We start from the raw sequence: 19,440 nt of genomic DNA on the forward strand, positions 1-19,440 counted from the left end.
CCCGCCCAGACCCCGCTACCGGAGATCTACAGAGTAGAACGTTCACCCAAATACTGCGCTACTGGGTCCCCCCATCTGGCCGTGAACTGGCACAGATGCGCCGCAAGTAAACCCTTGAGGTGCCGGCGGACACGACGTTGATCACCCTCGGGAGGTGTCGGGCCACAGAATGTGGTTAACGTCGTTGGTATGTCGGTTGCGGCGGTCGAGCGGGCGCGTTGGCGTGACGTCTTCGGGCACGCCGAGTTCCGGGCGTTGTTCCTGGCCGGGGTGCTGTCGGTGGCCGGTGATCAGCTCGCGCGGGTGGCGTTGTCGGTGCTGGTCTTCGACCGGACCTCGTCGGCCGGGCTGACCGCGTTGACCTATGCACTGACCTACGTACCGGACTTGTTGTTCGGGCCGCTGCTGGCCGGGTTCGCCGACCGGTACCCACGACGTACGGTGATGATCGTCACCGATGTCGCACGGGCGATTCTCGTTGCAGGTATGGCGATTCAGGCACTTCCGCTGCTCGTGGTGATCCTGCTGCTGGTCGCACTGCAGGCGTTTGGCTCGCCGTTCAACGCGGCCCGCGGGGCGACATTGCCCGCCGTACTCCCGGGTGACCACTACGTCCTCGGCAAGGCCGCGAACGACATGGTCGTCCAGTTCAGCCAGGTCCTCGGCTTCGGCTTCGGCGGCGCCGTCGTGGTCGCCGTAGGAACGTCCGGCGGCCTGCTCCTCGACGCCGCCACGTTCGTCCTGTCGGCCCTCCTGATCACCTTCGGAGTACACCGACGACCCGCCCCGACAAGTGGCACAGATGCGCCATCAGCAAGCTATCTGAAGGATCTGACCGCCGGCATCGCGCTGGTCGCCCGTACCCCGAAACTCCGCACCCTCGTCCTCCTGGCAACCATCGCCGGCTTCTACGTCACCGTGGAGGGCCTGGCAGTCCCCTACGCCCACGAAATCGGCTACGGCACCACGACTGCGGGAGTCTTGCTCGCCGCGAGTCCGGCGGGGTGTGTGCTCGGGATGTGGCTGATCACGCTCTGGTCGCCGGAGCGGCGGATGAAGCTGCTGGGACCGCTAGCGGTCGCGGCGTGTGTTCCGCTGGCCTTCTGTGCGCTCCAGCCTGGCCCCGCGGTGACGTTCTGTCTCTGGGCGCTGTCCGGCGCCGCATCGGCGTACCACCTGCCGACCAGCGCCGCGTTCGTCCAGGCCGTGCCCGATCGCCAGCGCGGCAAGGCCTTCGGCGTCGCGGGCACCGCACTGAAGGGCAGCCAGGGCCTCGGAATTCTGCTCGTGGGGTTGCTGGCCGGACCATTCGGCGCATCCGGCGCACTCGCCGTGATGGGCGTCACAGGGGCATTGCTGGCGGTCGCGGCGGGCGGCGCCTGGGCGCGCGCCCGCCGAATCGACGACCATTCCGGAGAATTGCGGCCGGGATAAAACTCCGGGCTGTCCGGTTATCTCGTGAGTGAGTTCTCCGGAATGTAAGGCGGAGGTAAAGATTTACCTTTCGTCACCAATCGTTACCGCCGTTGGCGGTGTGCGGCGCGAACCAGTCGTTACCGCCGCGGAACCAATCGTTGCCGCCACCGGTGAACCAATCGTTCCCGCCGGTGAACCAGTCGTTCCCCCCGTGGAACCAGTCGTTGCCGCCGGCGAACCAGTCGTTGCCGGTGCCGTTACCGCGCGTCGTCTTCTGCATGATTCTCGACCCTTCTGATGTGCCCAACTGGTGGAATGACCCGGCCACGGGCGTGACGTGACGTGAACAGGTCGTTACGATGAACGCATAACCGCTCAGATCGACTGTGTGTGAGGCTCATATGATTCTGATCGGTCGGAGCAGTTGGGGGCCACCCCGGCAATGGAAGCTCTGGTCGTTGCCGAGGACCGCTTTGGCTTATGTGCTCGCGATTGATGTGATTGCGGTCACGATTACCACATTGGCGGTTCGCAGCACGTTGGTCGGGCCGAACTCCGGCGTCCGGCACTCGGAGTGGGTCGCCTTCGTCGTCCTCGCTGTCGCGTCGACCCTGCACCTGGAGTGTGCCCGCGGAATCGAGCGCCGACGCGAAACTGCGGCCAACACTTCACCGCACACGAATCTGAAGTGCCTCTGGATCTTCGCGGCCCTGCTGCTGCTCCCGCTGTCGCTGGTGATCCCGCTGGTCGTGCTGGCGTACCTGTACTCCTGGTTCCGGGTGTACGGGCGGACCGTTGCGCACCGCAAGGTCTTCTCGACGGCGACCTACATCCTCGCCAGCGCCGCCGCAGCCGCCGTACTGCGAGCCGGCGGCCTGCTGACCGAGCCGCGCGTGCCGACCGGCCTCTGGTCGCTGATGGTGGTGATCGCCGCAGCCGGGACCTGGTGGCTGGTGAACTACGCGCTGGTGATCGGCGCCATCCTGCTCGCCTCTCCGGAGGCCACCGCGCGTGAGGCGCTCGGTGAGCTGTCGGATCAGCTGGTCGTGTGCGCCGGGCTGGGGCTCGGCGTAGCGATCGCTGCAGTCCAGTCGTCGTACCCATGGGTCGTCCCTGTGCTCATGGTGACGGTGATGGCGCTGCACCGGGATCTGCTGCTTCCGCAGTACCAGCGGGCTGCTGGGACCGACTCGAAGACCGGTCTGGCCACCTCGTCGTACTGGGCGAGCGCAGTGCCCGCTGAGCTGGCCCGCGCGGACACTCTGCGCAGCACGGTCGGTCTGCTGATGCTGGACCTCGACAGGTTCAAGGAGATCAACGACACCTACGGCCACCCGGCCGGTGACGAGGCACTGCGTGCAGTCGGCGAGGCGATCCGGGCCGAGGTCCGGCACGGTGATCTGGTCGCACGGGTCGGCGGAGACGAGCTGGCGGTGCTGCTGCCCGGCGCGTCCGAGACCGAGCTGATGGAGATCGCGGAGCGGATCAGAGAGCGGCTGGTGACCCTCGCAGTGTCGGTCGGTACGACGAACGGCGGCACCGCGGCGATCACCGGCGTACCGGCGTCGTTCGGTGCGGCGATCTACCCGCATGTCGCGAACACCATGGACCAACTCGTCCTCGCCGCCGACGACGCACTGCTGACGGCCAAGCGGGCCGGGCGGAACCAGATCGTCGCCGCCCTCCCGAACCCGCCGGCCGTCACCGATCACCTCGACCACACCGAGCGCTCTGACCGCGCTGAGCAGTCAGAGCGTTCTGACTCGGACCAGCACGTCAGCGACTGACTCTGATCAGCGCCTTGCCGCGGAGAGTGCGGTTCTCCAGGGCTTGGTGGGCAGCGGATACGTGGTCGAGGTCGTAGAGCTGGTCGACGACGGGAACGAGGTCGCCGGCGGCTGCGCGGGTGATGACGTTGGCGCCGGTGACTGTGGTGGTGGTTGAGTCGGCGCGGAGGTCCATGATGCCCTTGAGGGTTACGCCGCGGCGGGCGGCTCCGGCGGGGTCGATGGTGGCGAAGTTGCCGCTGGGCGCGCCGTGGGCGGAGAACCAGCCGCCGTCCTTCACGACGCTGAAGGCGGCCGCGCCGAGTTCGCCGCCGGCGCCCTCGAAGACGATGTCGGCGCCGCGGTTATTGGTTGCCTCAAGCACCGACTTCTCCCAGGACGGCTTGCTGTAGTCGATCAGTACGTCGGCGCCCTGGGCTCGGCTCAGCCGGAGCTTCTCCTCGCCGCGGGCGGCTGCGATCACGTGTGCGCCGGCCTGGTGGGCGAGCTGGATCAGGAGCAGGCCCATCCCGCCGGCCGACGCGGTGATCAGTACGTCGCGGCCGGCCATCGACGGCGCGAGTTCCTCGAGCATGAGCGCGGTGAACCCGTCGCCGTACACCGCGACCGCGGTTTGCAGGTCCAGCTCGGGCGGTACCTCGACCAGGTCGGTCGTGGTCAGGGCGAGCTCGGCATCCGCACCGAAGCCGTCCGCTCGCCCGACGACGGTCTTGCCGATCCAGTCCGTCGGTACGCCGGGACCGACCGCGCGGACCCGTCCGCCGAGCGTGCCTCCCGGGACGTACGGCGGCTCGACGTCGAAGAACTTGCCGTGCTGACCGCGGCGGATCGCGGTCTCGACGAAGATGACGTCCGCGAACCCCACCTCGACGAGCACCTGGCCTGCTCCGGGCTCGGGGTCCGGCAGGTCGCGGGTCTCGATCACGTCCGGGTCGCCGAACTTGGTCACTACTGCTGCACGCATATCTGCACTCTCTCCGGTTGTCTTCGGGGTTACGAGACTGCAACCTCAACGTTGGTTCAGGTCAAGCTCAGGAGTTGTCGGTGGTCCGGCGTACTGTGCTGGGCATGCTCGACGCCGTCTTCGTCCCGGCCGACCCGCCGCGCGCGGGCCGGCTGGCGCTGTATGGCGACCTCGCCGCGGCCGGCGAGCAATCTGACGGCACGGTCGACCTCGTGCTGCCGCGTGGCTCGACGGTCCGCCGGACGACGGTGCCTGCTCGGCTCCTGTCCATGCCCGAGTTGCTCGCCCGCCTGACGGCCCCCGACGTCGACTCGGACGGTTGGGCCACAAGCTGGGCTGCGTGGCGGGCGGCTGGGCTGGCGGGACTCGTGCTGATCGGGCGCGGGCGGCTGGTGCCGGATCACAGCCCGGAAGGGTACGGCGCTTGGCGCGTCGCTCCACTCGATCCCATCGACCGCGCCTGGCTGCGGAACCTGAGCGCCGCCATGCCGGCGTACGGTCATGCCCTGCCGATCGAAGGCACCCGACCGGTCCGGCTGGTCGACCCCGAGCAACTCGTCCGCGCGTTCTGGGACGCGCTCGCCGACAGCATCGTTCGCACGCCGGCAGCCGCCGTCGCGACCCGCCCCGGCGCCGCGCCGTTCGCCGCCACCGATCCGACCGCCCTGATCGGATCATCGAGCTGGCTCGACGAGACCGCGCTCGCCGAAGAGGCGGGCGCTCGCCTCGTTCTCCGGATCGAGCCACCCGAGCTGGCTGAGGAAACGTTCCGCGGCGTCCTGCAGCTACGCAGCGGGCTCGATCCGAGTCTGCTGGTCGACGTCGCGGACATGTGGAACGCACCAGCCGCCGTACTAACAGCCCTCGGCGAGCGTGCCGAGACCGACCTCCTCCTCGCGCTCCGCCGCGGCGCACGAGTCTGGCCGCCGCTGGGTGCCGCGCTGCGCGACGCAGCGCCGGAAGAGGTCGGCATCGACGATGTGGCGCTGGAAGAGCTCGCCGAGGGAAGCAGCGAGTTGGAAGGCGCAGGCATCGAGGTCCTCTGGCCGACCGACCTGTTCGCCGGCGAGCTGGCCGTCCGCGGCTCGGTCGCCACTCCGACTCCCGGCGCGATCACCGGTCCGGACTTCAGCCTGAACGACCTGGTCGCGTTCCGCTGGCGACCGACGCTCGACGGCCAGGACCTGACCGAAGCCGAGGTCGGGGCGCTCGCGGAAGCAAAACGGCCGATGATCCGCATGCGCGGCCGCTGGATCCGCGTCGACCAGGACATCGTGCGGCGACTCCGCAACGGCTCCACGCGCAAGCTCACGGGCGCCGAGGCGCTCGGTGCGGCGCTGACCGGGACGATCGATGTCGACGGTGAGCTTGTTCCTTTCGACGCTGACGGTTCGCTGGCTGCGATGCTCGCCCGGTTGCGGACGGCGGAGGAGCCGGCTCCGTTCACCGATCCTGTCGGCCTGCGCGCGACCCTCCGCGACTACCAGCGACGCGGCGTTGCGTGGATGGCGCAGCTCGCCAACCTCGGCCTCGGCGGTTGCCTCGCTGACGACATGGGCCTGGGCAAGACGATCCAGGTGATCGCGCTGCACCTCCAGCTGGAGCGGCGCGGCCCGACGCTGGTCGTCTGCCCGTCGACCCTGCTCGGCACGTGGGAGCGCGAGTTCGAGCGGTTCGCCCCCGACGTGCCGACGCGGCGCTACCACGGCGCGGGCCGGACGCTCAGCGACATCGCGCCTGACGAGGTGGTGCTCACGACGTATGGCGTGGTGCGTCAGGACCACCGTGTCCTCGGCGAGGTGCCGTGGGGCCTGGTCGTTGCGGACGAGGCGCAGCATGCCAAGAACCCGTTGTCCCGCACGGCTCGCGCGCTGCGAACGTTGCCATCAGCAACCAGGATCGCGCTGACAGGTACGCCGGTGGAGAACCGACTCTCCGAGCTGTGGTCGATCCTCGACTGGTCGGCGCCCGGGCTGCTCGGGACGCTCGACCGGTTCCGCCACGACGTCGCCGTGCCCGTCGAGCGGTTCCACGACGAGGAGGCGACCGCGCGGCTCGCTCGGGTGACGCGGCCGTTCCTGCTGCGGCGGCGCAAGAGCGATCCAGGGATTGCTCCGGAGCTGCCGCAGAAGTCGGAGCGTGACGTCGTCGTGCCGCTGACGGTCGAGCAGGCCACGCTCTACCAGGCGGTGGCGAAGGAGACGCTCGCCAAGATCGAGGAGGCGGAGGGCATCGCGCGGCGTGGGCTCGTGCTCAGTCTGCTCACGCAGTTGAAGCAGGTGTGCAACCACCCGGCGCAGTTCCTGCACGAGCCCGGTCCGCTGGAGCGACGCTCGGGCAAGCTCGCCGCGCTGGACGAGCTGCTCGATGTGATCCTGGCCGAGGGCGAGTCCGTGCTGATCTTCAGTCAGTACGTCGAGATGTGCCGGCTGATCGAAGCGCACCTGGCGGCGCGGCAGATCAAGTCGTTGTTCTTGCACGGCGGAATCGGGGTGCGGAAGCGTGAGCAGTTGGTCGCGGATTTCCAGTCCGGCGCAGCGCAAGTGTTCTTGCTGTCGTTGAAGGCCGGCGGGGTCGGGCTGACGCTGACGCAGGCCACGCACGTCGTGCATTACGACCGCTGGTGGAACCCTGCGGTCGAGGACCAGGCGACCGACCGCGCATACCGGATCGGCCAGGACCGCCCGGTCCAGGTCCATCGCCTTGTCACCGAGAACACGCTGGAAGACCGCATCTCGACCGTCATCAACGCGAAGCGCGACCTCGCCGATGCTGTGGTGGGCTCGGGTGAGGCGTGGCTGAGCGAGCTGTCGGATTCCGAACTCACCGAGCTGGTCGAGCTGTCGACGACCCCGGCCAAGTCCGGCTCGGCGAGTGCTTACAACCCTTCTGCCGTTGGGAAATCCGGTGGCTGACGAAGATCGGGTGCCGTGGCAGGGGTGGCGGCGGAAGGGTGAGGACGCCGGGCTGCCTGCAGCGAAGGGGCCGGGGAGTCGACGGCCGTTCGGGGCGACGTGGTGGGGTCGTGCCTGGTTGGAGGCATTGGAGCAGCGGGCTCGGCTTGATCCGGGGCGGTTGTCGCGTGGACGGTCGTATGCGCGGCGCGGAAGTGTCGTCGAGCTGACGGTGAGCCCGGGCGAGGTTGAGGCAATAGTGCAGGGCAGCCGCGTCACGCCGTACCAGGTGACTGTGCGGATCCGCGCGTTCTCAAGCGCCGAGTGGGACTCGGTGCTCGAGGTGGTGTCGGCGCAGATTGGTCGGGTCGCGGCGCTGCTGGATGGTGAGCTGCCGCCCGAGGTTATCGACGACGTGCGCGATGCCGGGCTCGAGCTCCTGCCCGGAGCCGGCGAGGTCCTCACGCATTGCACCTGCCCGGACTTCGCCGTTCCCTGCAAGCATTCTGCGGCTGTCTGCTACCTGATCGCGGACGCGCTGGACGACGATCCGTTCGCGCTGCTTCTTCTGCGCGGTCGGCGTAAAGACGAACTCCTGGCAACCCTCCGCACCCGCCGCGGCTCGCCGGCCACGCCTGTCGCCGCACCCCGCACTCCCCCGCCGGCAGGCATCCCTGCAATTGCCGCGTTCGCGAGCCCATCAAGTGTTCCCGTGCCAGCACCACCTCGACCGCTCGGTGCGCCCGGTGTGCCGGCAGCGGTGCGAGTGCTGGACCCGCCACGCTCGTCCGGCGTCGACGTACGAGATCTGGTCACCCTGGCAACCGATGCCGCCCAGCGCGCTTGGGAGCTGGCGTCCGGCGACGGAGACGGCGGCCTCAGCCTCACCTTCGAGCAAGACCTGGCCCGCAGAGCAGCCAATGCACTCGGTACGCCGGATCTAGCCGACCTCGCGCACCGCGCCGGCATCTCGTCCCGCCGCCTCACCAGCTGGGCCGTCGCCTGGCGCGAAGCCGGCCCCGGCGGCCTGACCGTCACCCTCGACGACCCGGTCACCGTCAGCCCGGACGTCCTGACCGAGGCTCTCGAGGCCCTGCCGAACGCCACCATCGAAGCCAACCGAGTCACGTCAGGCAAACTCCAACTCCGCCTAGGACCCGATAACCTCTGGTACCGCTTCAACCAGCAATTCAATGACTGGACCCTGAGTGGGCCCCCATCCCCCGACCCCAAGGACCTGCTCTAAGCTCCGACCGCCGTACGTCCTGGGGAGGGTGCACCACTATGCGTCGAATCGCGGCCGCTGCAGCCGTCGTTCTGCTCGGCCTGGTCGCCTGCGACAGCCACACCACCCAGCAGGTCGTGCCAACACCGACATCAGCCGGAAACCTGTGCGAGCGGCTTGCCCCGCATCTCACCGGCTGGAAGGCCGCGGAGGCAGGGTCGCGCCTCACCGCGCCGCTCGCGGACAACTGCTCGTTGGTCGACACGACGCAGGAGCTCCATCGGGTCTGGGTCGGTCTGTCCGCGATCCCGGTCACCGACGCGCAGTTCGCCCAGTCCCGCAAGGGCGACATCGAGTGGGTCAAAGGAATGCAATACGCGGCTGAAGTCATCGACGGCGAGGTCGGCCCGGGGTCATGGGCCGTCAACCCGGCGGCCGCCGCTCCCTGGCTCGTCTTCCGCGCCGGCAACCGTCCGGTCGAGCTTCGCATGGTGAACGACGGCTCAGGCACGCTGGACGAACTCCGCTCCATCGCGGAGACGATCGTCGGTCTGCCCGGCGGCCTTCCCACAGCGCCGACGATCATCGCGCAGCCGGAGTGCGCCCGCGGCACTGCGGCAGCCGAGCGACTGCTCGGCGAGAAGGCGATACTGCGGCGAGACACCCTGACCGACGGCTACTTATGGTGCCAGTGGGGCTCGGCGACCCGCTCGGTTGCGGTCAGATCCGGTGGCCTCGGCTCGGATCCGGCGCTCGACTTCGGCTACGTGAAAGGCGGCTTCACGTCGCACCGGGTGAACGTCGGCGCCGAGGGCTGGCAGCAGGCAGACGGTCAATTGGGGTTCCGCACCGCCAAAGGCGCTTACATCGAATTGATGGCAACCCCTGGCAGCATCCTGCGCCCAGCCCTGCTCGTCGCCCTCGCCCAAGCGATCGCCCCGGCGTACGCCTGAGTCAGCAACCGTCATGGACGGCGCAGGTTTGTGTGTTCTTCGAGGGCTGGGATCAGGTGCTCGGCGATCTTGGCGTGGCCGGCGACGGTCGGATGCACCTGGTCGGTGCAGTCGTCTTCGGTGATCCAGCCGGTGGAGTCGATGTAGACCAGGTTGGGGTCGTCGAGGGACTTCACCGCGGCCTGGATCGTGTCGGCGTGCTTCCCGTTGAACGGCGTCAGCGACACGATCGTCGACTCCGGGTACGCCGCGCGCACCCGCCGTACATAATCCGCGTACTCCTCGACCTCCAGCGTCGGATCGTTCACGCCGAGGTTGATCACGACCACGTCCGACGGCTCGACGCGCTCGGCCGGTGAGCCGGCGAAGTTCCAGCCGAACGAGTCCACGCCGGCCGGCACCTCGCCGTTCCCCGGCTTGCTGATCCCCTGGCTCCCGAATCCGACCTGGTACGACGTCGCGCCGAACGCCCGAGCGGTCAGATACGCGTACGACGTCGTACCGTCCGCGCCCTCGGACTCCGGGTGCACGCTCAGCGACCGCACACCCTGCGTGATCGAGTCGCCGTAGAACTCGATCCGCGGACCGCCGGGCCGACCGCTCAACCGGAGCCGCGTCTTCACGTCGAGCACGAGACCAGCGAACACGACCGCGCACTCGAACGGCGGGTTCCACCGGTTCGCGTGCTCGTTCACGTCCTTCACCACGACCTCGACCTGGTGCCGGCCGTCCGGCTCCGACAGCTCGACGACCGGTCCCTCGATCACGTGCAATTCCGGCTCGCCGTCGTCGACCGTGATCCACACGTGCGGCGCGACCGTCAGCCCGTCGGTGTCGAACAGCAACTGCAGCCGCTCACCGGCGTACGAGAACGAGATCCGCGAACCGGAGTTCACGGTGATCGCGACACCGGGCTGGTGTCCCCACTGTCCTTCCAGGACGATGCGCGGATCGGACGGGGCGACGACCTCGCCAGGCTCGAACGGCACAGCACACTCCTCGGTCTCGGTTGCTGTGCCATTCTGCCTGGCCGTCCTGTCTACGAGGTCACCATCCCGCCTTCCGGGCCCGCGCCTCGAACAGCAGGATGCCCGCCGACAGCGCGACGTTCAGCGAGTCCGCCTGCCCGAGCATCGGGATCGACACCGCGTCGAACCCCTCGTCATGCCACTCCCGCGAGAGCCCCGAACCCTCCGAACCGACCACGAACGCCGTCGGCCCGTCGTACTGCGGAACGCGATACGTCCCCGTTGCCGCCGGGTCGGCGAGGTGGACGCGGAAGCGGTGGCTCCGCAGCCACGCCGCGGCGGACGGGATGTCGTCGAACTCCAGGATCGGCGTCGAGAGGACGGTCCCGCGGCTCGCGGAGTACACGGACGGATGCGTCGGCCGGGCTCGCTTGCTCGTCAGCACGAGACAGTCGGCGTTGGCGGCGTCCGCCGTACGGATCAGGGTGCCGAGGTTGCCGGCGTACTCGACGCCGTCCGCGACCAGCACCAGCGACTCGTTGGTGAACTCGAACGTGTGCGGCCGCCACTCCGGGAGGCGTGCGATCGAGATCAGGCCGTCGGACCGGGTCTTGCGGGAGAGGCGGGCGAGCAGCTTCTCCGAGATGCGGTACACCTCGGTGGCGCGCTCCGCGATCCGATGGACCCCGGTCGTGGCCACCTCGGGGCACCAGAAGAAGGCGTCGATCGAGGCCGCGGTGGTGAGTAGGCGGTCGTGTTCCCAACTGCCTTCGACCATGATCCGACCGGGTGAACCGTCCTTCCGCAGGGTCAGCAGGTCACGGACACGGGGGTGTTGCGCGCCGATGGAACGCGCGTTGTGCACAGTCATGTGCAAGCTCCGAATGGAGAGAATCAGCAAGCGCGCCGGGGACCCTGCGACAGGGTCCGCACCGGCGGGGCGACGCCCGTGGGGCGCCGTGGTACTGACGCGGCCTATCGACCGCGTCAGCCAAGGATTCTCATCACATCTCGGATGGTAGGCAGCCCGGCCGCGGGCGTCATCCGGTTTTCCACAGCACCACCCGCGATCCGGTTATCCACAGGCTCCTGGCGGGTGAGTTTTGGTCTGTCGGTGCGGGTGGTTAGAGTCCTTTTCTCTGGTAGCCCAGCTGCTATCACACGGGAGGGAGTGCGGGGATGGACGCGACACTGCTCGACGCCGAGGCCGAGGCGGCTGTGCTGCGCGTCTACCGTCAGGTCTTCGCCGTGCTCGCCCGCGAGGCCGGCGCGATGATCGTCGACCCCGACCTGCTCGACGCCGATCAGGCCATCCTGGACGCGTTCGCCGAGGCCGGCAGCGACGGTCTCACGGTCGAGCAGGCCACGCTCGCCTGCCGGGCGTATCCGCACGACGTGATCGTCCGCCGCTTCGAGGTGCTCCGGCAGTACGGCGCGATCACCAAACTCGTCGACCGTCCGAACGAACTGCGTCACCGCGCCGCCTTCGCGCCGTATGTGATGCTGATGTTCTTGCGCCGGATGTCCGTCCAGGGCGGTCAGGCCGAGCTGCACCAGCTGCTCACCCTCGAGGCGCACAGCGTCAGCGACCCGCAGGCGACCGCCGACGAGGGCAAGGCATCGATCGGGCGGATGACCAAGGTTTTCCGACTCCTCGGGAACGAGCTGGCGATCCTCGTCTCGACCAGCACCACGGCACAGCTCCGCGAGAACGCCCAGCTCGCGTGGGGTAACGAGCGCCTGATCGAGCAGGCCGAGAAGGTCCACCGCATCGTTCTGGAGCGCTGGCCCGAGCTGCACCGAGACTGTACTTCGCTCCGCATGGCCCTCGCCGCGTATGCCGACGCCGTGCAACTCGCCGCCGGCCGCCTGGTCGAGCGAGCCGGTACGACCCGGGCGCTCGGGCTCTTGCCGATGGAGACCTGGCTGACGTTCACGCGCAGCAGCGAGCCTGATGCGCTGGCCGCCGTACTGGATGGCCTTCTCTTTGATGCTGCTGCGCCGGACTTCTCGCCACAGACGATGGTCGAGGCGGTCGAGACAGGACGCCGGTCCGGCAGCGCCCGGATGGCACCGCCGCGTCCGACCGCGGATGCCGACGCGCCTGAGTCCGCGGCCGCGACGGATCGCGAGGACCTACGCGCGGAGGCCGAGCGGGTGCTGGCCGGACGGTCCGAGGTTGACATCGTGGAGGTCATCGACGAGGCCGGCGACTGGATCACGGCGCGACGCGTGCTGGCCGAGCTGACCGCGGCGCACTTGCACGACGAGCTCGACTACGAGCTGGTCTGGTCCGACGGCATGCGCATCGACCCGTCCGCGGGGACGCCGTGGGCGACCGAAGGTGTCTTCCGCCGGGTGGCGCGATGAGCACCGAAGCCGTGGAGCGGCGGCTCTACAACGCGCTGTGGTGGGCGAAGGTGCAGTCGGCCGGGCCGCTCGAGGTCGACCCTGAGACGCCTGCAGTAGCCGGCCTCACCCGTGCGGCATCACCGGACGGATCGACCGTCTGGCTCGTGCCGACGCTCCCTTCGGGCGCAGGTCACAGCGTCCTCGAGGAGCTCGGCGCTCCCCCGGTCGCCGTCGAGCAGCCGAACGAGACCGCCCGCCTGCTCGCGATCTGCGTCACCTGCTGCTGGACGGACCGCAGCGCACCGGCTTGGCCAGGTGTGACCGGCACACTCGCCCAGATCAGATCCGTGTACGCCGGGATGCGCGGCCGCGCCGAGCAGTCAAGCGACCTGACCCTGATCATCGGCAGCCTGCGGCGCCTGCACGCCACGCACTGGATCCGCTGGGACGAGAAGACCGCCGAAGTCCGGCTCGGTCCGCGTGTCGTCACCTGGACCGCGACCGACCTGTCGACCCTCCGCGATCTGTGCCGCCATCTCCCCGAGCCACCGCCCGCCGAGCTGTCCACCCGGCCTGAGCCGGTCGAGCGCCAGGAGGTGCTGGATGACTGAGCCGCACGCCCTGTTCGACTCGTTGCTCCAGGACCTCAGCGACCGCGCACGGGACGAAGTGCTCGCCGCCTTCAGCGCAGTGCAGTACGCCGCGCATCCGGTCGCCGAAGTACAGCTGGCCGGCCTCCGCGACGTGACCCTGCGCCGCCAGGTGCAGCGGATGCTCAAGCTCATCGGCCGTACGCTCGTCCACGTCGACGGCACGCATTGGACCGCCGGGTACGACGACGACATCGCCGCGAGCCTGGTCGCACAGGGCTGGCAGCCGTTGTCGGTCATCGACCGCGCAGTGCTGGTGCTGGTGCTCGTCCATTCCGTCGCGATCCCCCGCAGCGAAGGCATCCTCACCGGCGACAGCTGGAAGTCGGCGCGACCCACGACCGTCGACGAGTTGCGGACGACGCGGATCAGCGGCGAGGAGCGACGCCTGTCCCTGCAGCGATTGCGCGCCGCCGGGTTGATCCAGCTCTCGGGCGATCACTCGGGCGGCCCGTCGTACATCCCGGGTCCGCAACTGCAGCGCCTGACACCGGCAGCACGCCGACGACTGCAGGACCAACTGATCCTCGCCGCCGCCCCGGCCAGCCCGATCGCCGAAGCCATCCGCGCCCGCAACGGCAGCCCCGTAGTAGTAGGAGATGAGTCATGAGCGAGCGTAGCGAGCTCATCATTCAATACAGCGCGCATGGTGCCTCATCCGCGCCCGGAGCGAAGCGAGGACGTGGATGAGTTTCGTAGCCGAGGACGGGCCGTTCGACATCCTTGGGTCCAAGGTGCTGCTCGGGGTGCAGGTCGTCGACCTGTCGCGCCTGTCGACGCACCCGATCCCGATGATCGGCCGCGGCCTGATCACGGTCGCCGGCCAAGGCCCGACCGACTCCAACGGCGCCGGCAAGTCGTCGTGGATCGCCGCGCTCAGTCTCCTGCACGCCGACGACCAGTGGCGCCTCACCAGCGGTGCTCCGGGCGCGGCCGAGTTGCTGTTCACAGCTGAAGCGGCCGGCCAGGAAGGCAACTGGTCGAATGTCGACCGCGGCTACATCGTCGGCGTCTTCTCCGATCCCGAGCTGACCGACCTCGACGAGGTCGAAGCGGCCGCAATCACCGTGTGGATCCGCATCAACCGCAAGGCGTCGTACATCGATCTCCGGTGGAAACAAGGCCTGCACATCCCGTACGGCGCGACCGAGGCCGAGCGTGCCGCCGGCGCCGACGCGCTCTGGGCCGCCCTCCCGCACTCCAACGGCCGCACCGACTTCCACGCCAACAAGCTGTCCCAGGTCCTGTACGGCGGCCAGGTCCGCTGTGTCTCGTTCTTGTCGACGTCGGTGCGCTCCAGCCCGACGGCCAACCTGCTCGCGGAGCCGCTCAATGAGCTTGGCCCGGCCCGGATCTTCAACGCGATCGCGACCCTCACCGGTCTCGACCACGAGCTCGAGCAGGAGCAGGCACACCGCTCCGCCGAGCACACCCAGCGCGAGGCGACCAAGCAGGCGACGGCCGACCTGCAGCGGTGGGAGCAGGAGATGGCGACCGTCGAGGCCGGCATCCTGCAGCGCGCAGCCGCGCGGGAAGCGCTCGCGGCGGCGAAGGAATCGTGGCAGGCCCGCAACGCCCGGCACCTGATCGACGGCGACGCCCGCAACCGCGAGATCCTCCAGGAGCTCGGCGTACTCGACGAACGGGTCGCTGAGCAGGAAGCCCGGAAGGAATCTGTCGACACGGAGATAGATGCCTTTGGCAACGAAGAGGGCATGCTCCGGGACGTCCAGCTGACCCGTCAGGAGCGGGACAAGCTCGACGCCCGCGACCGCGAACTCGACCTCGCCCAGCGTTCGGTCCGCGAGCAGCTCGAGCGACTCGGCCAGGAGCATCGGCGGCTTCTTGAAGCGGGTCGTTCGGCGGACGGCCGTGACCTTGCCGCGGCCGGCGAGGAGCAGGCCGAGGCACGCGAGGTGCTGGAGGAGCACATCGGCCGCGACCATGCCGCGCGGGTGGCCGTCGAGCACACAGAGGCTGAGCTTCGTGAGGCCGAGAGCGGACAGACCGTGTCCGCGACCCAGCAGCAGGTGCTGGAGACTGCGGGCCTCGAGTGCGGCGCGCTGACCGACATCACCGAGCTGCCGGAATCCGACCGGGCCGAGTGGGAGCCGCGGCTCGCGCCGTACCGCGAGGCCGTGGTCATCGACGCCGGTGATGCGACTGTCGCGACGACCGCGCTGGCCGACGCCGGGTATCCCGGATTCCTGCTGGTACTGGCGAATCGCCCGGGCGCTCCGAAGTCGCGCCGTGGGCCAAAGTCGGCGGACAAGCGGTTCACATTAGACGGATTCTTCGCGGCCCTGGGCGAGCGTGCGACCAAAGAGAACATCGACGAGGCCGCCGGTGTCATCTCGGTCGGTCAGTTCGACGAGCCGATCACCGGCCGGACCGCGCGGATCCAGGCGGCCGGGCGTCGCGTAGAGGCAGCGAAGGCAGCCCGCGCGGTCGCATCCGCCGCGCTGGAGCAGGCGCGATCCCGGGTCGAGCAGGCAGAGCGCCGGACCGCGGCCGCCCAGGCCCTGGCCGACGCGGACACGGTCCAGGAGCAGATCCTGCAGCTTCGCGAGTCCATCGACCGGCACGAGACCGACCGCGACTCGCTCGCGCCACAACTCCAAGCAGCAAAGGAATCTGCGGAGGCGGCGGCCGGCCAGCAGTTGGTACGCGACGAGCGCCTGAAGAACCTCGAGTCGACCCGCCGCGACCACGACCGCATCCTCGACGACCTGACCGGCCGTCGGCTCGCGCTGCTGGAAGAGCAGACCACGCTCGACCTCACCACGCGGACCACGGCATGGGGCGGCACGCCCGCGGAGGCGGAGGAGTTCATCCTCGGCCTGCCGGACGACGCACAACGCCGTACGACGGCCGACTGGAACCACCAGGCCTGCACGCAGCTCGACGACGTCATCCGCCGCTGCTTCCCGAATGCTCGCTCGCGCGAGGAGATCCCGACCGAACTCTGGGAGATCCTGAACGGTCCGGACGGCTGGACGAGCGGCACTCTCGGCGACCGCGTCGGCCTGGTGCCGGCGCTGCACCGGACGCTGAGCAGCCACCTCGCGCAGCACGAGACGTTCGACAGCTTGCAGCAACAGCAGATCGCCAGCCAGCGCGCCGAGCGGAACGCCGCTCTCGAACGCGCCCGCGAAGGTCTCGACGAAGCGGAGAGCACGGCCCGGGCCCACCGCACGTCGCTTGCCGACGGCATCAAAGCGCGACTTCGCCTGGTATCGCAGGAGTTCGACCGCCTCGACCAGCAGTACGGCGGGTACGGCGCAAAGCTCGAATTCCCTGAGCCTGACCCGCCGGCCGAGCCGGACAAGCCGTGGCGCTGGACAGTCACGCCGAAGTGGCGTCGGTCCGAGGGCGGTCCGTTCTCCGCGTTCAACGTCAAGGGCAACACCGCCCAGATGGACGAGAAGGCAGTCAAGCTCGTCTGCGCCGCGGCGCTCGCCGGCGGTTCGGATCGTCCGCTGCTGCTGATCCTCGACGAGCTCGGCCGCAACCTCGGTTCGCAGCACCGTCGTGAAGCAGTCGCTTTGTTCGAGCAGATCGGCCGCGACCGGAACATCACGGTCATCGGCGCGCTGCAGGACGACATGGAGCGGTACGCGCTCGCCTCGTCCCGGCTGTACGTGAAGCTCCGGCGTAGCTCGGACACCATGGCTTACAACCAGGCGCCGGTCGTGAAGGGCAACGAGGACAACGCCGCCCGAGTCGAGCTGCTCCGCGAGTGGATGACGTCGTACCGCGGCTCCACCCCGACCCTAGAGCTGACCTCGCCGACGCTCGCATAGGTGCCGGTGCTGCTATTGGGGCGCGAGGTCTTCAACTGGCGGCCGCGATCCTCATACTCACGAGGTGAGAGCGCTCTCTTCCCTACCGCCCCAGGGAGATAACATGCTGTCACGCCAGGCTGCGCTGACCGCGGCCCTCCGTCTATGACTTCTACTGGCTGCTGTCGTTGGGCTTGCGTTGTCCGCGGGCGCACTTACGGCTGAAGCGCGGGTGCAGGCGGACCAGGTCGCTCGGTTGCGTGCGACACGCTCGATCAGTCGAAGGCGCTATCTGATGGATCTGGCTGGCTCCACGGGCGATGCCTCGTACCGGACCGTATGCGCAGCGGCCGGCCGACTCGATCTGGCAGAACGATCGCGAGTCCCTCAACAGACTCGCCGGTGGCGGCGCCAACGTTCGACGGTGTACGCAGGCGAGCGCCTTGAGCGGGCTGCTGGCGGCGACCTCGAAGAGCTGAATTCTTTGACAGTTGTCCAGATTTCGCTGGGTGGTTACCAAAATCCGACCCCGGTGCTGACCACTGACCGGTAGGTGCAGCAGACTGGTCCGGTGACGCTTCCAGAGCTCGATATCACCCGCTCACACCGAGTAGGCGGACCTCTGGTCAAGCGGTCGTATCACGGCGTACCGTCACCTGCATCCGGCGCCGCAGTGTCTCCTCCGCAGATCCGGCCGCCTCATGATCGGAGGGCGTGAATGGCTTCCTGGCTGCTCCGCGCCCAGTGGTCGCACCGTGACGAGACCGTCGAGCAGCGTGCCCTCCGTGTCGGCCGCACGCTGACCGCCGTCGCCGTCGCGTTCCCCGACGTCCACAACTGGACCCAGGACGAGCGCTGGGGGTACCACGTCCTCGAGGCCGACGGCTCCACTCCGCTGCAGGAGATGGTCGAGGCCACGACGAAGGTGCTCGCGAACGGCACGAGTACGACGCGCCTGCACCTGCAGAGCACCGGTGAGCTGCCGTGGCTATTCGACCTGTCTATGGGCGGGACGATGACCACCATCTCCGACCAGCTCACTCTGCACTGGAGCGACGAGGACGCGCTGAGGCAGTCCGAGCGCTTCGCCCAGGTGCTGCGTGCGGTCGTCACTATCTGGGGGCCTGACTGGGCCAGCATCGCCGACACCGAGCTCGCCGCCGCGGCCGGCGTCTTCCGTCGCGGCATCCCGATGATGGGCTGGCTGACGTATGTCCGCGGCATGGTCGCCGGCGCGCCCGGCATCGACATCACCCTCACGCCGTACGAGCGTGGCACTCTGCTCCAGGCTCCGGTCTCCCCCATCGACCTGACACCAGTCCACATCTGCGCTGCAGCCGCACTCGTGGGGATCGCGCCCGAGTAGAAGTTAGCTGGTCACCACAAGGTGGTGATCCCAGCGACGAACCTCGTCAGCCGTCGGCACCTCAAACATGCGGTTCCACTCCTCAAGCTCCTCCCGAGTGACCGGGAACGTCGCATCCGGCAAGTTCTCGTTCCGCTGCTCAAGCCGCTCCCACAGAACTTGCAGCGGAAGATCCAGTACGACGATCTCCGCGCTCGCGCCCAACTGCTGCGCCCGCGTCCGGAACAGGTCTCGCTCCTCCTCGGACCAACAGCCATAGTCGAGGATCACGTCGACCCCAAGCTCGAGCGCCCGCGCCGCAACGCCCCAGAGCATCTCGGACTCCAGCACCCAGCGTCGTCCATCGACCTCGCTGGCGTTGAAGAGCGCATCCATCCACTCGTCCGGCGTCAATCGAATCGCCTTGCGTTCCTCTTCCAGTCGCCGAGCCCACGACGTCTTGCCGGCGCCCGGCAACCCTACGATCAACACCATCACAGCCACCCACCGATCCTAAGTGGGCGCGGTGTCCGATCCGTTCAAGACGTGTGGCGTGCTGCCGAGGCATGGTCGAAGCATGCCATCCAAGCAATCGAGCGATCTAACCAGCCTGATGAACGTGGGCGCGGCGGTAGCCGGCTATCTGGGCCGTGCTGGGATCACGCAGATCGACGACCTGGCCGGCCGCGATCCCTTCGAGATCTACGAAACGATCTGTGAACGGGACGGCGTACGGCACGACCCGTGTCTGCTCGACACGATCATGTCGGCGACTGACCAGGCCAACGGCAATCCGGGCCGTCCGTGGTGGTCGTACACGCCACAGCGCAAGCAGCTCCTCGAGGGAAAGCGCTAGACGCACGACAAGTACCGATAGAAATGTTAAGGGCCACCCCGTGTGGGGTGGCCCTTAACAGTGTGAATGTCCGGCGGCGTCCTACTCTCCCACGACCTCCCGGTCGCAGTACCATCGGCGCTGGCGGGCTTAACTTCCAGGTTCGAAATGGAGACTGGGTGTTTCCCCGACGCTATGGCCACCGAAACAATATGAGAACACTATCAACCAACCAGAGCCACATGGGCTGGGGTGACCGTATTCCGGGA

16 protein-coding genes and 1 rRNA gene are annotated in these 19,440 nt (G+C 68.5%); 11 read left to right on the top strand and 6 right to left on the bottom strand.

Annotated features, from left to right (window positions below):
• Positions 1 to 189 precede the first annotated feature (189 nt).
• On the top strand, positions 190 to 1,434 hold the full coding sequence (locus EV645_RS02065) for an MFS transporter (RefSeq protein ID WP_130439149.1): 1,245 nt from the start codon (positions 190 to 192) through the stop codon (positions 1,432 to 1,434).
• Between the two features lie 73 nt (positions 1,435 to 1,507).
• Here the strand turns inward: EV645_RS02065 and EV645_RS02070 are convergent, their stop codons facing one another.
• The gene (locus EV645_RS02070) at positions 1,508 to 1,696 is read right to left on the bottom strand and encodes a DEAD/DEAH box helicase (RefSeq protein WP_130439151.1); all 189 of its coding nucleotides are present in this window, start codon (positions 1,694 to 1,696) and stop codon (positions 1,508 to 1,510) included.
• 241 nt (positions 1,697 to 1,937) lie between these two features.
• Between EV645_RS02070 and EV645_RS02075 the strand changes: the two genes are divergently transcribed.
• Entirely contained in the window at positions 1,938 to 3,203 is a 1,266-nt protein-coding gene (locus tag EV645_RS02075; RefSeq protein WP_242000150.1) for a GGDEF domain-containing protein, read from the top strand.
• Here the strand turns inward: EV645_RS02075 and EV645_RS02080 are convergent.
• Positions 3,193 to 4,167 (bottom strand): zinc-binding dehydrogenase, encoded by a 975-nt coding sequence (locus EV645_RS02080; protein ID WP_130439155.1) that lies wholly within the window; start codon positions 4,165 to 4,167, stop codon positions 3,193 to 3,195. The two genes, EV645_RS02075 and EV645_RS02080, sit on opposite strands and share 11 nt — an antisense overlap.
• Before the next feature lie 80 nt (positions 4,168 to 4,247).
• Here EV645_RS02080 and EV645_RS02085 point away from each other — a divergent pair, with 80 nt between their 5' ends.
• From EV645_RS02085 to EV645_RS02095, 3 genes are read left to right on the top strand one after another with little or no spacing between them, the layout of a single operon-like run.
• On the top strand, positions 4,248 to 7,082 hold the full coding sequence (locus tag EV645_RS02085) for a DEAD/DEAH box helicase (protein ID WP_242000151.1): 2,835 nt from the start codon (positions 4,248 to 4,250) through the stop codon (positions 7,080 to 7,082).
• A complete protein-coding gene (locus tag EV645_RS02090) occupies positions 7,075 to 8,307 on the top strand; it encodes an SWIM zinc finger family protein (RefSeq protein WP_242000152.1) in 1,233 nt (410 codons plus the stop codon). Before EV645_RS02085 ends, EV645_RS02090 begins: the two co-directional genes overlap by 8 nt.
• 38 nt (positions 8,308 to 8,345) lie before the next feature.
• Positions 8,346 to 9,239, top strand: a complete 894-nt coding sequence (locus EV645_RS02095) for a hypothetical protein (RefSeq protein ID WP_130439157.1) — start codon at positions 8,346 to 8,348, stop codon at positions 9,237 to 9,239.
• 11 nt (positions 9,240 to 9,250) lie between these two features.
• Here the strand turns inward: EV645_RS02095 and EV645_RS02100 are convergent, their stop codons facing one another.
• Both EV645_RS02100 and EV645_RS02105 read right to left on the bottom strand, forming a co-directional pair.
• Positions 9,251 to 10,228 carry an SGNH/GDSL hydrolase family protein gene (locus EV645_RS02100; protein ID WP_242000153.1) on the bottom strand — a complete coding sequence of 326 codons (978 nt, stop codon included), beginning with the start codon at positions 10,226 to 10,228 and terminating at the stop codon, positions 9,251 to 9,253.
• Between the two features lie 58 nt (positions 10,229 to 10,286).
• Positions 10,287 to 11,078 carry a TrmH family RNA methyltransferase gene (locus EV645_RS02105; RefSeq protein WP_130439159.1) on the bottom strand — a complete coding sequence of 264 codons (792 nt, stop codon included), beginning with the start codon at positions 11,076 to 11,078 and terminating at the stop codon, positions 10,287 to 10,289.
• Between the two features lie 308 nt (positions 11,079 to 11,386).
• Between EV645_RS02105 and EV645_RS02110 the strand changes: the two genes are divergently transcribed.
• From EV645_RS02110 to EV645_RS02130, 5 genes are all read left to right on the top strand, one after another.
• Positions 11,387 to 12,577: a hypothetical protein gene (locus EV645_RS02110; RefSeq protein ID WP_130439161.1), complete on the top strand. Its 1,191-nt coding sequence runs from the start codon at positions 11,387 to 11,389 to the stop codon at positions 12,575 to 12,577.
• The gene (locus EV645_RS02115) at positions 12,574 to 13,170 is read left to right on the top strand and encodes a hypothetical protein (RefSeq protein WP_198681423.1); all 597 of its coding nucleotides are present in this window, start codon (positions 12,574 to 12,576) and stop codon (positions 13,168 to 13,170) included. Before EV645_RS02110 ends, EV645_RS02115 begins: the two co-directional genes overlap by 4 nt.
• Entirely contained in the window at positions 13,163 to 13,819 is a 657-nt protein-coding gene (locus EV645_RS02120) for a hypothetical protein (RefSeq protein WP_130439163.1), read from the top strand. Before EV645_RS02115 ends, EV645_RS02120 begins: the two co-directional genes overlap by 8 nt.
• Positions 13,820 to 13,895: 76 nt before the next feature.
• Positions 13,896 to 17,012: a coiled-coil domain-containing protein gene (locus EV645_RS02125; RefSeq protein WP_130439165.1), complete on the top strand. Its 3,117-nt coding sequence runs from the start codon at positions 13,896 to 13,898 to the stop codon at positions 17,010 to 17,012.
• Positions 17,013 to 17,709: 697 nt separating this feature from the next.
• The gene (locus EV645_RS02130) at positions 17,710 to 18,357 is read left to right on the top strand and encodes a hypothetical protein (RefSeq protein ID WP_130439167.1); all 648 of its coding nucleotides are present in this window, start codon (positions 17,710 to 17,712) and stop codon (positions 18,355 to 18,357) included.
• Between the two features lie 3 nt (positions 18,358 to 18,360).
• On the opposite strand, the gene EV645_RS02135 is transcribed toward EV645_RS02130, so the two are convergent.
• Complete coding sequence (locus EV645_RS02135; RefSeq protein ID WP_130439169.1) at positions 18,361 to 18,831, bottom strand: P-loop nucleotide/nucleoside kinase family protein; 471 nt, start codon at positions 18,829 to 18,831, stop codon at positions 18,361 to 18,363.
• Positions 18,832 to 18,913: 82 nt separating this feature from the next.
• Here EV645_RS02135 and EV645_RS02140 point away from each other — a divergent pair, with 82 nt between their 5' ends.
• The gene (locus EV645_RS02140) at positions 18,914 to 19,192 is read left to right on the top strand and encodes a helix-hairpin-helix domain-containing protein (RefSeq protein WP_130439171.1); all 279 of its coding nucleotides are present in this window, start codon (positions 18,914 to 18,916) and stop codon (positions 19,190 to 19,192) included.
• Between the two features lie 68 nt (positions 19,193 to 19,260).
• On the opposite strand, the gene rrf is transcribed toward EV645_RS02140, so the two are convergent.
• Positions 19,261 to 19,378 (bottom strand): 5S ribosomal RNA (gene rrf / locus EV645_RS02145).
• Between the last annotated feature and the right edge of the window lie 62 nt (positions 19,379 to 19,440).

The sequence above is a fragment of the Kribbella rubisoli genome (assembly GCF_004217145.1).
Lineage (GTDB): Bacteria > Actinomycetota > Actinomycetes > Propionibacteriales > Kribbellaceae > Kribbella > Kribbella rubisoli.